Origin of the sequence: Citrobacter sp. CtB7.12 (assembly GCF_001297795.1) — a bacterium.
GTDB classification, from domain to species: domain Bacteria; phylum Pseudomonadota; class Gammaproteobacteria; order Enterobacterales; family Enterobacteriaceae; genus Citrobacter_A; species Citrobacter_A amalonaticus.
In genome coordinates, this window is sequence record NZ_LIFT01000017.1 from 94,225 (window position 1) to 110,647 (window position 16,423).

Consider the following 16,423-nt stretch of genomic DNA (forward strand, 5'->3'; position numbering starts at 1 on the left):
GCGAGTCGGATCGTTCAATAATAGCTTACAGACCTTGCTTAAACTGGTAATAACGACCCTGCTGCGCTAACAGATCTGCGTGATTACCTTGCTCAATAATTTGGCCGTTGTCCATCACTATTATTTGATCAAAACGCGCGAGCCCGCGCAGGCGATGCGTCACCATCAGTAACGTTTTATCGCGCATCACCTCTGCCAGCAATTCAAGCATTTGGCTTTCGGTCGTCGCATCCAGGCCTTCCGTCGGTTCATCAAGCAGCATCAGCGGCGCATCGTGCAAAAGCGCACGGGCGATCGCCAGACGACGCAGTTCGCCACCGGATAGCTGACGACCGCCTTCGCCCAGCCAACTGTTGAGGCCAGCATCGTCCAGGAGTTTCTCCAGCCCGACGCGGCGCAGCGTGTCTGTCAGCTGGTCGTCACTGGCGTCAGGCGCCGCAAGCAGCAGGTTGTCGCGCAGGGTGGCGCTGAATAAGTGCACGCGCTGCGGCACAACGCTGATGGTCTTGCGCAGCGTCGCTTCATTCAGGGTTGCAATCGAACAACCGTTGAGCAGGATCTCGCCCTGCTGCGGATCCCACGCGCGCGTGAGCAGTTGAAGTAATGTCGATTTACCGCACCCGGTGCGCCCAAGAATGGCGATATGCTCGCCTGGATTCACCTGCAGGGAGAGCGAATCCAGCGCCTTTTGCGCCTGTTCGGGGTAGCTGAATGAAACGTCACGCAGCGTCAGAGTGACCTGATCCGGGACGTCGGATACGTCAGTCGGGAAAGTGACTTCCGGCTTCTGTTCGGTCAGTTCGGTGATCCGCATGGCGGAGGCGATGACCTGTCCCAGATGCTGGAATGCGCCGGTAACCGGAGCCAGCGCTTCAAATGCTGCCAGCGCGCAAAAGACAAACAGGGCAATCAGCGCGCCAGGCTGAGCGTTATCCCCTACGCCGCCTGCCGACATCCACAACATCAGCAAAATGGCAATGGCACCGATGAGCAACATCAGCGCCTGTGACAGTGCCGTCAGTTCAGACTGGCGGCGCTGCGCTTCGTGCCACTGTAACTCGGTGGCCTCCATCTGTGCGCGGTAGCGGTCGCTGGCGCCGAAAATGGTCAGTTCAGCCTGACCCTGTAACCATGAGGTCAACTGCTGGCGATACTGTCCGCGCAGGTGCGTCAGGTTTTGTCCAGTGGTTTTCCCGGCGCGATAAAACACCGGCGGCATAATAAACAGCGTCAGCAGCATCACGCCGCCGAGGGTGCAGGCGAGGGTGACATCCAGCACGCTCAGACCGATCGTCACAACCATAATCACCACGAAGGCTCCCACCAGGGGGGAGATGACGCGCAGGTAGAGGTGATCCAGCGTATCCACATCCGCCACAATGCGGTTCAACAGTTCACCCTGACGATAACGAGCCAGCCCGGCAGGGGAGAGCGGCAGCAGCTTGCTAAAGGTGTGAATACGTAAATGTTGCAGCACGCGGAAGGTGGCATCATGGCTGACCAGCCGCTCAAAATAGCGTCCGGCAGTCCGGGTAATAGCCGCACCGCGCACGCCTGCGGCAGGCAGCATATAGTTAAAACTGTAGATACCGGCAAAGCCCGCGACGGCTGACGCAGAGAGGAACCAGCCGGACAGCGTCAGCAGGCCAATGCTGGCGAGCAGGGTGATGATCGCCAGCACGATGCCCAGCGTTAACATCCATTTGTGACGTTTATAGAGCGTCAGATAAGGCAGTAGCGCGCGCATTAGATTTCCTCCTGACGATGGGCCAACAGCGTCGCAAATGCGCCATTGGCGGTACTCAGTTCGGCCCAGGAGCCCTGTTCGATAATCTGTCCGTCCTGCATCACCCAAATCGTGTCCCAGTCAGCCAGATCTTCAAGCTGGTGCGTGACCATCAGGGTGGTCTGGCGTTTTGAGGCCGCTTTCAGCGCCTGCATGACCCGCTGTTCGCTATGGGCATCCAGGCTGGCAGCCGGCTCATCCAGCAGCAGCAACTTGCAGGGATTAAGGAGCGCACGAGCTACTGCCACGCGTTGCGCCTGACCAACGGACAGACGTCCGGCCTGATCGCCAACGGGCGTATTCACGCCCTGTGGTAACAGCGGCAGGAATTCACTGACCCAGGCGCTGTCGAGCGCGGCACGCAACTCTTGCTCACTGGCATTCGGGCGAGCCAGAAGAACGTTTTCCCGTATCGTCGCCGCGGGCAACTGCGGGTTTTGCCCCACCCAGGAGAGATGCTTACGCCAGGACTCTGGCGACAAATCGCGAAGTTCCATCCCGTTAATGCGCAGCGATCCCTGATAAGAGAGGAAGCCGGAAAGCGCATTCAGCAGAGAACTCTTACCCGAACCGCTGCGACCGACCAGCACGACACGCTGCCCGGCAGCGAGGGAGAAGTTCAGTGGTCCCGCCAGGGTCTTACCTTCTGGCGATGTAATGATGAGATCGACGGCGTCAATGGAAACAGGTTCTTGCGTGGATAGTTCCACATCACCTTGTTCAGGATGGGCGAGCGGCGTTTCCATAAAAGTCTTCAGGCTGTCTGCCGCGCCAACCGCCTGTGCTTTAGCGTGATAAAACGTCCCCAAATCGCGCAGCGGCTGGAAAAACTCAGGGGCCAGAATAAGGGCGAGGAAGCCTGCTGCCAGCGTGACGCCCGTGCCGTAGTGGCCGAAATTAAGTTCGCCGAGGTAGGAAAAACCAAAGTAAACCGCGACCAGCGCAATGGAAAGCGAGGTAAAAAACTCCAGTACGCCCGAGGATAAAAAGGCGAGGCGCAGGACTTCCATCGTGCGCTGGCGGAAATCTTGCGAGGCGACGCGAATGCTTTCGGTTTCAGCTTCACCACGGCCAAAAATGCGCAGGGTCTCCATTCCGCGTAAGCGATCGAGGAAATGTCCGCTCAGACGCGCCAGGGCGAGGAAATTACGCCGGTTAGCATCAGCAGCGCCCATACCGACCATCGCCATGAACAGAGGGATCAGCGGCGCGGTGCCGAGAAGGATCAACGCGGCGGCCCAGTTTGACGGAAAAATAGCCGCGACAATCAGGATGGGCACACACACCGCCAGCGCCATCTGCGGCAGATAACGAGCGTAGTAGTCGTGCATATCGTCAATCTGTTCCAGCACCAGCGTGGCCCAGCTTCCTGCGGGTTTTCCCTGGATCCACGCCGGACCGGCCTGTTGCAGGCGGTCGAGCACCTGGCGGCGGATCTCAAACCGGATGTGTTGGCCCGCATGGAATCCGACGCGTTCGCGTAACCAGACGACCCAGGCACGGAGGATAAAGATCAGCACCAGCACGACAAATGGCAACAGCAACGCCTCGCGCGGGATATTTTCCATGATCATATGTTGCAGAATGCGAGCCATGATCCAGGCCTGAGCGACAATCAGTACGCCACTCACAAACCCCAGCAGACGGGAAATCATAAGCCAGCGTTGGGAAATGACACTTTGCTGTTTTAACCAGCGGGTTAGCTCTTGTTGACGAGTTTTATTCATTGCGCGCTTTGCAGGTGAGTTATCAGAATTTTTTGCCAGGGCAATGTTACAACGGGGCAAAAATAAAGGCGACCTATAGTCGCCTTATTTACTTTTGTTGCTGATTTGTAAAAACTATTTGCACGCGTCGGCTAAACCGTCGAGGTAGCGTTCAGCATCCAGCGCAGCCATACAACCGGTGCCTGCGGAGGTGATAGCCTGACGGTAAATGTGGTCCATCACGTCGCCCGCAGCAAAGACGCCCGGGATGCTGGTCTGGGTCGCGTTACCGTGACTCCCGGACTGCACTTTAATGTAGCCGTTTTCCAGCTCAAGCTGTCCTTCGAAAATCGCCGTGTTCGGGCTGTGGCCGATGGCAACAAACAGCCCTGCGACATCCAGCGACTCAATGTTGTCCGCATTCTGCGTATCACGCAGGCGCAGACCCGTGACGCCCATCTGATCGCCGGTCACTTCTTCCAGCGTGCGGTGGGTGTGCAACACGATGTTGCCGTTCTCCACTTTGTCCATCAGACGCTTAATCAGAATTTTTTCCGCGCGGAAGCCGTCACGACGGTGAATCAGGTGAACTTCAGAGGCGATGTTTGCCAGATACAGCGCTTCTTCGACGGCTGTGTTACCGCCACCGATAACCGCGACTTTCTGGTTACGATAGAAAAAACCGTCGCAGGTAGCGCAGGCAGAAACGCCACGGCCTTTGAATGCCTCTTCTGACGGCAGACCGAGATAACGAGCGGACGCACCGGTAGCGATGATTAGCGCATCACAGGTGTACTCTGCACTGTCACCGGTCAGACGGAACGGACGGTTTTGCAGGTCCACTTTATTGATGTGATCGAAGATGATCTCGGTTTCAAACTTAGTCGCATGCTCGTGCATACGTTCCATCAGCAGTGGTCCGGTCAGATCATTCGGATCGCCCGGCCAGTTTTCCACTTCTGTGGTGGTGGTCAGTTGACCGCCTTTTTCCATACCGGTAATCAGTACCGGCTGCAGGTTTGCGCGCGCAGCATAGACCGCTGCGGTATATCCCGCCGGGCCGGAACCCAGGATAAGCAGTTTACTGTGTTTGGTCGTGCCCATGAGATCCTCATTGTTGTTGGCAGGCAATGGGCTGGATTGTAGGGAATTTGACGGCGTAAAAAAAGGGTATAGCGATTTTGTTAACAATTTGTGGAATAGACGAGGCCAATGAGTGAACAAATCTGCAGTCACGCCATAACGAATTCTACTTAAAATCCCTCAGTTATAAGGTGATAAAATGATGAATCATCTTAACGCCTAATGAATAACTGGCATGTTGTACTAAAAATCGATGTTTTGCTTTGACAATCACCTGCTGTTTTGCGAAAACATTCGAGGAAGAAAAAAACAGTGTTGTGTGTGTGCCGCATAATCATGCATATAAATACCATGTTTACCGGGCTAGCGAAATCTACGCATGGTGTGGACAGACGCCATTCGTGATGTCGATAGCTGCCGTCAGGCAACGGTCTTCTCACTATAGACCCAGGCATTGCGCGCCGCTAATCCTCTTGGGTTCGGTCTATTGTGATGGGCATCGACTCTCGACAATGATGTTTGATGAGTCAGGCAGGAGTAGGGAAGGAATACAGAGAGACAATAATAATGGTAGATAGCAAGAAGCGCCCTGGCAAAGATCTCGACCGTATTGATCGTAACATTCTTAATGAGCTGCAAAAGGATGGGCGTATTTCTAACGTCGAGCTTTCTAAACGAGTGGGACTTTCCCCGACGCCCTGCCTTGAGCGTGTGCGTCGTCTGGAAAGACAGGGTTTCATTCAGGGCTATACAGCGCTGTTAAACCCGCATTATCTGGATGCATCACTTCTGGTATTTGTTGAGATTACTCTGAATCGTGGCGCTCCGGATGTGTTTGAACAATTCAACGCCGCAGTACAAAAACTTGAAGAAATTCAAGAGTGTCATTTGGTGTCTGGCGATTTCGACTACCTGTTGAAAACACGTGTGCCGGACATGTCAGCCTACCGTAAGCTGCTGGGGGAAACCCTGCTGCGTCTGCCTGGCGTCAATGACACCCGTACTTACGTGGTAATGGAAGAAGTCAAACAGAGTAATCGTCTGGTTATTAAGACGCGCTAATACGGAACAGGTGCAAAATCGGCGTATTTTGATTACACTCCTGTTAATCCATACAGCAACAGTGCCGGGGTAACCCGGTGCTGTTGTCCGTTTTAGCATCGGGCAGGAAAAGCCCGAAACCTGGAGAGCCTTTTTTGAGCCAGGAATACACTGAAGACAAAGAAGTCACATTGACAAAGTTAAGCAGCGGGCGCCGACTTCTGGAGGCGTTGCTGATTCTTATTGCCCTTTTTGCCGTCTGGCTGATGGCAGCCTTACTGAGCTTTAATCCTTCTGATCCCAGTTGGTCGCAAACGGCCTGGCATGAGCCTATCCATAATTTGGGCGGGGCGCCGGGGGCATGGCTGGCGGATACCCTGTTCTTTATCTTTGGGATAATGGCGTACACCATTCCTGTCATCATTGTGGGCGGCTGCTGGTTTGCCTGGCGTCACCAGGCGACCGATGACTATATCGACTATTTTGCCGTCTCGCTGCGCATCATTGGCGTGCTGGCGCTTATCCTTACCTCCTGTGGTCTGGCCGCTATTAATGCCGATGACATCTGGTACTTCGCCTCCGGCGGGGTGATTGGCAGTCTGTTGAGTACCACGCTGCAACCGTTGCTGCACAGCAGTGGTGGCACCATTACGCTTCTATGCGTGTGGGCGGCAGGGCTGACGCTCTTTACCGGCTGGTCCTGGGTTAGCATCGCCGAAAAACTTGGCGGCTGGCTGCTCAATATTCTGACCTTTGCCAGCAACCGTACCCGTCGTGATGATACCTGGGTAGAAGACGACGAATACGAAGACGATGAAGAGTATGAAGATGAAGTCGAGGGCGGGAAACGTGAATCCCGTCGGGCGCGTATTCTTCGCGGTGCGCTGGCGCGCCGTAAACGTCTGGCTGAAAAATTTATCAATCCGCATGGCCGTCAGACGGATGCGGCGCTCTTCTCCGGCAGACGCATGGATGATGACGATGAGATAGCCTACAGCGCGCGCGGCGTCGCGGCCGATCCTGGCGATGTGCTGTTCTCCGGGCATCGTGCGACACAGCCGGAATATGATGAATACGATCCGCTGTTAAACGGTCATTCGGTGACCGAACCCGTCGCCGCTGCGGCGGCTGCTACGGCTGCGACTCAGGCCTGGGCTGCGCCGGTCGATCCGATTATGCAAACGCCGCCCGTACCAGGCGCAGAAACCGTTCCTGTACAACCTGCGGTTGCATGGCAACCCGTACCAGGCCCGCAAACCGGCGAGCCGGTGATTGCTCCTGCGCCGGAAGGCTATCCGCCGCACAACCCGTACGCGCAGCCGCAACAGGCGCAGTATGAGACATGGCAACAGCCTGTTCCGACTGAACCGCAAAATGCTGCGTCTGTGGCTCCTGAAGCTGGTTATCCGCAGCCAGGCGTACCGCAACAACCGTGGCAGCAACCGCAAGCTACGGTAGAGCAACCCTGGCAGCCCGAGCCGGTTTATCAACCCGAGCCTGTCCAGCAGCCGGTTTATCATCAGCCAGTGTATCAGCCGGAGCCTTTATCGCCACAGGAACCTGTGGTTCCGCAGGCTCCGATTACTGAGCCTGAGCCGGTAGTCGAAGAGACAAAACCTGCGCGCCCGCCGCTGTACTACTTTGAAGAAGTGGAAGAGAAGCGTGCGCGTGAACGTGAGCAACTGGCCGCGTGGTATCAGCCGATTCCTGAACCTGTTAACGCGCCGGAACCGGTGGTTCCTGCACCGTCAACTGCGCCTTCTATACCGCCTGTTGACACCGCTGCGACCATTGCGCCGATCGCTGCAAGCGTGAAGGATGCGACCTTATCAGCCGGTGCGACTGCGGCAGCTGCAGCGCCAGTCTTCAGCCTCGCGAATGGCGGAGCGCCGCGTCCGCAGGTGAAAGAAGGGATTGGCCCGCAACTGCCTCGTCCCAATCGCGTACGTGTACCGACACGCCGTGAGCTGGCATCGTATGGTATTAAATTGCCTTCTCAGCGTATGGCTGAGGAGAGAGCGCGTGAAGCCGGTCAACACGATCCGCAGTATAGCGATGATGAAATCGACGCCATGCAACAGGACGAACTGGCTCGTCAGTTTGCTCAGTCACAGCAAAGTCGTTATGGCGACGTGTATCAGCATGAGGCGACGCAGGCCGACGATGAAGATGCCGCTGCGGAAGCTGAACTGGCGCGCCAGTTTGCCTCTTCACAGCAACAGCGCTACGCCGGTGAGCAACCTGCCGGAGCGAATCCATTCTCGCTGGATGATTTTGAGTTTTCACCCATGAAAACGCTGGTCGATAACGGCCCGCATGAGCCGCTGTTTACACCGGGCGTAATGCCGGAGTCTGCGCCTGTTCAGCCACCCACAACGCCGCAGTATCAGCAGCCGCAACAGCCGGTAGCGCCGCAGCCGCAGTATCAGCAGCCGCAACAGCCGGTAGCGCCACAGCCGCAGTATCAGCAGCCGCAACAGCCGGTAGCGCCGCAGCCGCAGTATCAACAACCACAACAGCCGGTAGCGCCGCAGCCACAGTATCAGCAACCGCATCAGCCGATAGTGACGCAGCAACCTGCTGCACCTCAGCCGCAGGAAAGCCTGATTCACCCGCTGCTGATGCGCAATGGTGACAGCCGTCCGCTGCAGAAACCGACGACGCCACTGCCTTCACTGGATCTGCTGACGCAGCCACCGAGTGAAGTGGAGCCGGTTGATACCTTCGCGCTGGAACAAATGGCGCGCCTGGTTGAAGCTCGCCTGGCTGATTTCCGCATCAAGGCCGATGTGGTGAATTACTCGCCAGGTCCGGTGATCACCCGTTTTGAACTGAATCTGGCGCCGGGTGTGAAAGCGGCGCGTATTTCCAACCTTTCTCGTGACCTGGCGCGTTCGTTGTCGACTGTCGCGGTGCGCGTGGTGGAAGTGATTCCGGGTAAACCATACGTAGGCCTGGAATTGCCGAACAAAAAACGGCAGACCGTTTACCTGCGTGAAGTGCTGGATAACGCGAAGTTCCGTGAAAACCCGTCGCCGCTGACCGTCGTGTTGGGTAAAGATATTGCCGGCGATCCGGTGGTAGCCGATCTGGCGAAAATGCCGCACCTGCTGGTGGCGGGAACAACCGGTTCGGGTAAATCGGTTGGGGTGAACGCCATGATCCTCAGCATGCTTTACAAGGCGCAGCCGGAAGACGTTCGTTTCATCATGATCGACCCGAAAATGCTGGAGCTGTCGGTTTACGAAGGCATTCCGCATCTGCTGACGGAAGTCGTCACGGATATGAAAGACGCCGCCAACGCCCTGCGCTGGAGCGTTAACGAGATGGAACGCCGTTACAAGCTGATGTCTGCGCTGGGCGTGCGTAATCTTGCGGGTTACAACGAGAAGATAGCCGAAGCCGCGCGGATGGGACGTCCAATTCCGGACCCGTACTGGAAACCGGGCGACAGTATGGATGCGCAGCATCCGGTACTGGAAAAACTGCCGTATATCGTTGTACTGGTTGACGAATTTGCCGACCTGATGATGACCGTCGGTAAGAAAGTTGAAGAGCTGATTGCCCGACTGGCGCAAAAAGCCCGTGCGGCCGGGATCCACCTGGTGCTGGCGACACAGCGTCCATCGGTTGACGTCATTACCGGTCTTATTAAAGCCAACATACCGACACGTATTGCCTTCACCGTGTCCAGTAAGATTGACTCGCGTACTATCCTCGATCAGGGCGGTGCAGAATCGCTGCTGGGGATGGGGGATATGCTTTACTCCGGGCCAAACTCCACCATGCCGGTGCGTGTTCACGGCGCATTTGTCCGTGACCAGGAAGTGCATGCGGTGGTGCAGGACTGGAAGGCGCGTGGGCGTCCGCAGTATGTGGATGGCATCACCTCCGACAGCGAAAGCGAAGGCGGCGGCGGTGGCTTTGACGGTGGCGAAGAGCTGGATCCGTTATTCGATCAGGCTGTCAACTTTGTGACAGAGAAACGTAAAGCGTCCATCTCCGGCGTACAGCGCCAGTTCCGTATTGGCTACAACCGTGCGGCGCGCATTATCGAACAGATGGAAGCGCAGGGAATCGTCAGCGAACAAGGCCATAACGGCAATCGTGAAGTGCTGGCGCCACCACCGTTTGACTAAGTGCAAAGTTACGTAATTCAGTATTGTCTTCTTTCCTCACGCTGATTTTTGGCCTGGAATGGATAGCAGAGGGATCTCCCGGTCGGGAGTGACGTATTTTGAGGAATAACAATGAAAAAAATCGCAATCACCTGTGCATTACTCTCAGGATTCGTGGTAAGCAGCGTTTGGGCGGATGCCGCCAGCGATCTGAAAAGTCGTCTGGATAAAGTAAGCAGCTTCCACGCCAGCTTCACACAGAAAGTGACTGATGGCAGCGGCGCTGCTGTTCAGGAAGGTCAGGGTGATTTGTGGGTGAAGCGTCCGAACCTGTTTAACTGGCACATGACGCAGCCTGATGAAAGCATTCTGGTTTCTGATGGGAAAACGCTGTGGTTCTTCAACCCGTTTGTTGAGCAGGCCACCGCGACCTGGCTGAAAGACGCCACCGGCAACACGCCGTTTATGCTGATTGCCCGCAACCAGTCCAGCGACTGGCAACAGTACAATATCAAGCAGAACGGTGACGACTTCGTCCTGACGCCGAAAACCAGCAACGGTAACCTGAAACAGTTCACCATCAATGTGGGCCGTGACGGGACTATTCATCAGTTCAGCGCCGTGGAGCAGGATGACCAGCGCAGCAGCTATCAGCTGAAATCACAGCAGAATGGCGCCGTTGACGCATCGAAGTTCACCTTTACTCCACCGCAAGGCGTAACGGTAGACGACCAACGTAAGTAGAGGCCTGCGTGAGCAACCTGTCGCTCGATTTTTCTGATAATACCTTTCAGCCACTGGCCGCGCGGATGCGGCCAGAAAATTTAGCGCAGTATATTGGTCAGCAGCACCTGCTGGCTGCGGGTAAACCGTTGCCGCGTGCGATTGAAGCCGGACATCTGCACTCCATGATCTTGTGGGGACCGCCGGGAACCGGGAAAACGACACTCGCTGAAGTGATTGCCCGCTACGCCGATGCCGACGTTGAGCGGATATCGGCGGTCACCTCCGGCGTGAAAGAGATCCGCGAAGCCATCGAACGCGCCCGTCAGAATCGTCATGCCGGGCGTCGCACTATTCTTTTTGTTGACGAAGTTCATCGCTTTAATAAAAGCCAACAGGATGCGTTCTTACCGCATATTGAAGACGGCACGATCACCTTTATCGGGGCAACCACCGAAAACCCGTCGTTTGAACTGAATTCTGCGCTGTTGTCGCGGGCGCGCGTCTATTTGCTCAAATCGCTGACCACGGAAGATATCGAACAGGTTCTCCGTCAGGCGATGGAAGACAAGGCGCGGGGCTATGGTGGCCAGGATATCGTTCTGCCGGATGATACCCGCAAAGCTATCGCGGAACTGGTCAATGGTGATGCGCGCCGCGCATTGAACACCCTGGAAATGATGGCTGATATGGCCGAAGTGGATGATAGCGGCAAGCGAGTACTGCTTCCCGCGTTGTTGACCGAAATCGCCGGTGAGCGCAGCGCGCGTTTTGATAACAAAGGCGACCGCTTCTACGATCTCATTTCCGCATTGCATAAATCAGTTCGCGGCAGCGCGCCGGATGCGGCACTTTACTGGTATGCACGTATCATTACGGCCGGGGGGGATCCGCTGTATGTCGCGCGCCGTTGCCTGGCGATTGCTTCCGAAGATGTGGGCAATGCCGATCCGCGTGCGATGCAGGTGGCGATTTCCGCCTGGGACTGCTTCACGCGTGTGGGGCCTGCTGAAGGCGAGCGCGCCATCGCCCAGGCGATTGTTTATCTGGCCTGTGCACCGAAAAGCAATGCGGTGTATACCGCCTTTAAAGCGGCGCTCTCCGATGCCCGTGAACGTCCTGACTATGACGTACCTGTTCATCTGCGCAATGCGCCGACGAAGTTGATGAAAGAGATGGGTTACGGCCAGGAATATCGTTATGCACATGACGAACCGAATGCTTATGCCGCGGGCGAGGAATATTTCCCGCCGGAGATGGCACAAACACGCTATTATCACCCCACAAACAGAGGTCTTGAGGGCAAGATTGGCGAAAAGCTCGCCTGGCTCGCCGGACAGGATCAAAATAGCCCTATAAAACGCTACCGTTAGCGCAGGCGTTGCGGTAATGTTGGCACTGTATCCCTGTGACCGCAGGCTGTGGTCACATTTTCCCATTTCAATTCGATAAGCACAGGATAAGCATGCTCGATCCCAATCTGCTGCGTAATGAGCCAGACGCAGTCGCTGAAAAACTGGCACGCCGGGGCTTTAAGCTGGATGTAGATAAGCTGCGCGCTCTTGAAGAGCGTCGTAAAGTTTTGCAGGTCAATACTGAAAACCTGCAGGCAGAGCGTAACTCTCGATCGAAATCCATCGGCCAGGCGAAAGCGCGCGGGGAAGATATCGAGCCTTTACGTCTGGAAGTGAACAAACTGGGCGAAGAGCTGGATGCCGCAAAAGCGGAGCTGGATGTTTTACAGGCTGAGATCCGCGATATCGCGCTGGCCATTCCTAACCTGCCTGCAGACGAAGTGCCGGTCGGTAAAGACGAGAACGATAACGTTGAAGTCAGCCGCTGGGGTACCCCGCGCGAGTTCGACTTTGAGGTTCGCGATCACGTCACGCTGGGCGAAATGCATTCCGGTCTGGATTTCGCTGCTGCCGTTAAGCTGACGGGTTCCCGCTTCGTGGTGATGAAAGGGCAGATTGCCCGTATGCACCGTGCGCTCTCGCAATTTATGCTCGATCTCCATACCGAACAGCATGGCTACAGCGAAAACTATGTGCCGTATCTGGTCAACCATGACACCCTGTACGGCACGGGGCAGTTGCCGAAATTTGCTGGCGATCTGTTCCACACGCGTCCGCTGGAAGAAGAGGCTGACAGCAGCAACTACGCGTTGATCCCGACGGCAGAAGTGCCGCTGACCAACCTGGTGCGTGATGAGATCATCGACGAAGACCAACTGCCGATCAAAATGACGGCGCACACACCGTGCTTCCGCTCTGAAGCGGGTTCCTACGGTCGTGATACCCGTGGCCTGATCCGTATGCACCAGTTCGACAAAGTTGAAATGGTACAGATCGTTCGCCCGGAAGATTCAATGGCAGCGCTGGAAGAGATGACCGGTCATGCGGAGAAAGTGCTGCAACTGCTGGGTCTGCCCTATCGCAAAATCATTCTTTGCACCGGCGACATGGGCTTTGGCGCATGCAAAACCTACGATCTGGAAGTGTGGGTACCGGCGCAGAATACCTACCGCGAGATTTCATCCTGCTCTAACGTCTGGGATTTCCAGGCGCGCCGTATGCAGGCTCGCTGCCGCAGCAAGTCCGACAAAAAGACCCGTCTGGTGCATACTCTGAACGGTTCTGGTCTGGCGGTTGGTCGTACGCTGGTGGCGGTGATGGAAAACTACCAGCAGGCTGATGGCCGTATCGAAGTGCCGGAAGTGTTGCGTCCGTACATGAACGGACTGGAATATATCGGTTAATCCTCGCTTCACTCTTTCTAAAAAGCGCCTTTGGGCGCTTTTTTTATGCCTGTTTGACGCCGGACAATAATCATTACCCCCTTAGGGGTAATATTACTTTCGAATGAAATTCAGCATTTTGCACTGTTATCCTGTAAATACGTTGTATGTAGAACTATATAACGTTGCTTAACTACTCAAATAATAATATCAATTTCTGTTTTTTTACTGTAAGCAAGCAGAGTGAGCCTTTATGAAAACGAAGATCCCTGATGCCGTGATGGCAGCGGAGGTGAGTCGTCGCGGTTTGGTCAAAACGACGGCGATTGGCGGACTGGCGATGGCCAGCAGCGCGTTTACCCTGCCATTTACCCGTATCGCTAATGCTGCCGAAGCCCTGAGTCCGGCACAAGCCAGCGAAAAAGTCGTCTGGAGCGCCTGTACCGTAAACTGCGGGAGTCGTTGCCCGTTGCGCATGCATGTTGTGGATGGCGAAATCAAATACGTTGAAACCGACAACACCGGTGATGACAACTACGACGGTTTGCATCAGGTGCGTGCCTGTCTGCGTGGACGTTCCATGCGTCGTCGCGTCTATAACCCGGATCGTCTGAAATACCCGATGAAACGCGTCGGTAAACGCGGAGAAGGCAAATTCGAGCGCATCACCTGGGATGAGGCTTACGACATCATCGCCAGCAACATGCAGCGTCTGATTAAAGACTACGGTAACGAGTCTATCTATCTGAACTACGGCACCGGTACGCTGGGCGGTACGATGACCCGTTCCTGGCCGCCGGGAAATACCCTGGTGGCGCGTCTGATGAACTGCTGCGGCGGTTATTTGAACCACTACGGCGACTACTCTTCCGCACAAATCGCGGCGGGTCTGAACTACACCTATGGCGGTTGGGCGGATGGTAACAGCCCATCGGACATCGAAAACAGTAAGCTGGTAGTGCTGTTCGGTAACAACCCTGGCGAAACCCGTATGAGCGGCGGTGGGGTGACCTACTATCTGGAACAGGCGCGACAGAAATCGAATGCCCGGATGATTATTATCGATCCGCGCTATACCGATACCGGGGCCGGTCGTGAAGATGAATGGATCCCGATTCGTCCGGGTACCGATGCGGCGCTGGTGAATGCGCTGGCTTATGTGCTGATTACTGAGAATATGGTCGATCAGCCGTTCCTCGATAAGTACTGTGTGGGCTACGACGAGAAAACGTTGCCAGCCAGCGCGCCGAAGAATGGCCACTATAAGGCCTATATTCTCGGGCAGGGGACTGACGGTACGCCAAAAACGCCTGAGTGGGCAGCGCAAATTACCGGCATTCCGGCAGACCGTATTATCAAACTGGCGCGAGAAATCGGCAGCGCAAAACCAGCCTATATCAGCCAGGGATGGGGACCGCAGCGCCATGCGAACGGTGAAATCGCCACTCGTGCCATTTCAATGCTGGCTATTTTAACCGGTAACGTCGGGATCAACGGCGGCAACAGCGGTGCACGTGAAGGCTCTTACGGTCTGCCGTTTGTTCGGATGTCAACGCTGGAAAACCCGGTAGAAACCAGTATCTCGATGTTTATGTGGACCGACGCGATTGAACGTGGTCCGGAAATGACTGCGCTGCGTGATGGCGTGCGCGGCAAAGATAAACTCGACGTGCCGATTAAGATGATCTGGAACTACGCCGGTAACTGTCTTATCAACCAGCACTCAGAGATCAACCGCACGCACGACATCCTGCAGGATGACAAGAAGTGCGAAATGATTGTCGTCATCGACTGCCACATGACGTCGTCAGCGAAGTATGCCGATATCCTGCTGCCGGACTGCACGGCTTCTGAACAGATGGACTTCGCGCTGGATGCTTCCTGCGGGAATATGTCTTATGTGATTTTCGCCGATCAGGCCATTAAGCCGCGTTTTGAATGCAAAACCATCTATGAAATGACCAGCGAGCTGGCGAAGCGTCTGGGTGTCGAGCAGCAGTTTACCGAAGGACGCACTCAGGAAGAATGGATGCGTCATCTGTACGAACAGTCGCGTAAAGCTATTCCGGCGCTGCCGACCTTTGAGGAATTCCGTAAGCAGGGTCTGTTCAAGCAGCGCGATCCGGAAGGACATCACGTGGCCTATAAGGCGTTCCGTGACGATCCGCAGGCCAATCCGTTGACCACGCCGTCAGGTAAAATCGAGATCTACTCGCAGGAACTGGCTAAGATTGCCGCCACCTGGGAACTACCGGAAGGCGATGTCATCGATCCATTGCCGATCTACACGCCAGGTTTTGAGAACTACAACGATCCGTTGACCAAAGATTATCCATTGCAGCTCACGGGCTTCCACTATAAATCTCGCGTTCACTCCACCTATGGCAACGTGGATGTCCTGAAGGCGTCGTGCCGCCAGGAGATGTGGATCAACCCGCTGGACGCGCAAAAACGCGGTATCCGTAATGGCGACAAGGTGCGCATCTTCAATGGTCGCGGAGAGCTACATATTGAGGCGAAAGTGACGCCGCGGATGATGCCGGGTGTGGTTGCGCTAGGGGAAGGGGCCTGGTATGACCCGGATGCCAAACGCATTGACCAGGGGGGCTGTATCAACGTATTGACCACCCAGCGCCCGTCTCCTCTGGCGAAGGGGAACCCGTCACATACGAACCTTGTTCAGGTTGAGAAGGTGTAAGGAGTAACCGATGACAACCCAGTATGGATTTTTTATTGATTCCAGCCGTTGCACCGGTTGTAAAACCTGCGAACTGGCCTGTAAAGATTACAAAGACTTAACCCCGGATGTCAGCTTCCGCCGCATTTATGAATATGCGGGCGGAGACTGGCAGGAAGACAACGGCGTCTGGCACCAGAACGTGTTTGCCTATTATCTCTCTATTGCCTGTAACCACTGTGAAGATCCGGCCTGTACCAAGGTCTGTCCGAGCGGGGCGATGCACAAACGGGAAGACGGCTTTGTGGTGGTGGATGAAGATGTCTGCATCGGCTGTCGTTATTGCCATATGGCCTGTCCGTACGGCGCGCCGCAGTACAACGCCGCCAAAGGCCACATGACCAAATGCGACGGCTGTCATGACCGGGTGGCGGAAGGCAAGAAACCGATCTGTGTCGAATCTTGTCCGCTACGTGCGCTGGATTTCGGTCCTGTCGACGAACTGCGTCAGAAACACGGCGATCTGGCGGCGGTTGCTCCGCTGCCTGGCGC

At 55.6% G+C, this 16,423-nt stretch carries 10 protein-coding genes; 7 read left to right on the plus strand and 3 right to left on the minus strand.

All coding sequences use genetic code 11. From position 1 onward, the window contains the following. Positions 1–25: 25 nt before the first annotated feature. The 3 genes from cydC to trxB form a co-directional block, all read right to left on the minus strand. Positions 26–1,747 carry a cysteine/glutathione ABC transporter ATP-binding protein/permease CydC gene (gene cydC / locus AOY24_RS18065; protein ID WP_054177101.1) on the minus strand — a complete coding sequence of 574 codons (1,722 nt, stop codon included), beginning with the start codon at positions 1,745–1,747 and terminating at the stop codon, positions 26–28. After that, positions 1,747–3,513 carry a cysteine/glutathione ABC transporter permease/ATP-binding protein CydD gene (cydD, locus tag AOY24_RS18070; protein WP_054177102.1) on the minus strand — a complete coding sequence of 589 codons (1,767 nt, stop codon included), beginning with the start codon at positions 3,511–3,513 and terminating at the stop codon, positions 1,747–1,749. Before cydD ends, cydC begins: the two co-directional genes overlap by 1 nt. Positions 3,514–3,627: 114 nt before the next feature. Further along, positions 3,628–4,596: a thioredoxin-disulfide reductase gene (trxB, locus tag AOY24_RS18075; protein ID WP_054177103.1), complete on the minus strand. Its 969-nt coding sequence runs from the start codon at positions 4,594–4,596 to the stop codon at positions 3,628–3,630. Positions 4,597–5,142: 546 nt separating this feature from the next. Here trxB and lrp point away from each other — a divergent pair. From lrp to AOY24_RS18110, 7 genes are all read left to right on the plus strand, one after another. After that, positions 5,143–5,637: a leucine-responsive transcriptional regulator Lrp gene (lrp, locus tag AOY24_RS18080; protein ID WP_000228469.1), complete on the plus strand. Its 495-nt coding sequence runs from the start codon at positions 5,143–5,145 to the stop codon at positions 5,635–5,637. A gap of 134 nt (positions 5,638–5,771) precedes the next feature. After that, positions 5,772–9,755, plus strand: coding sequence for a DNA translocase FtsK (gene ftsK / locus AOY24_RS18085; RefSeq protein ID WP_054177104.1), 3,984 nt, complete (start codon positions 5,772–5,774; stop codon positions 9,753–9,755). Between the two features lie 111 nt (positions 9,756–9,866). Then, positions 9,867–10,478, plus strand: coding sequence for an outer membrane lipoprotein chaperone LolA (gene lolA / locus AOY24_RS18090; RefSeq protein WP_044256345.1), 612 nt, complete (start codon positions 9,867–9,869; stop codon positions 10,476–10,478). 8 nt (positions 10,479–10,486) lie between these two features. Beyond that, positions 10,487–11,830, plus strand: a complete 1,344-nt coding sequence (gene rarA, locus AOY24_RS18095; protein WP_043001204.1) for a replication-associated recombination protein RarA — start codon at positions 10,487–10,489, stop codon at positions 11,828–11,830. Positions 11,831–11,922: 92 nt separating this feature from the next. After that, a complete protein-coding gene (gene serS, locus AOY24_RS18100; RefSeq protein WP_043001203.1) occupies positions 11,923–13,215 on the plus strand; it encodes a serine--tRNA ligase in 1,293 nt (430 codons plus the stop codon). Positions 13,216–13,447: 232 nt separating this feature from the next. Continuing rightward, the gene (dmsA, locus tag AOY24_RS18105) at positions 13,448–15,892 is read left to right on the plus strand and encodes a dimethylsulfoxide reductase subunit A (RefSeq protein WP_054177105.1); all 2,445 of its coding nucleotides are present in this window, start codon (positions 13,448–13,450) and stop codon (positions 15,890–15,892) included. 10 nt (positions 15,893–15,902) lie between these two features. Next, on the plus strand, positions 15,903–16,423 hold a 521-nt coding region (locus AOY24_RS18110), incomplete at its 3' end, for a DMSO/selenate family reductase complex B subunit (RefSeq protein WP_054177106.1).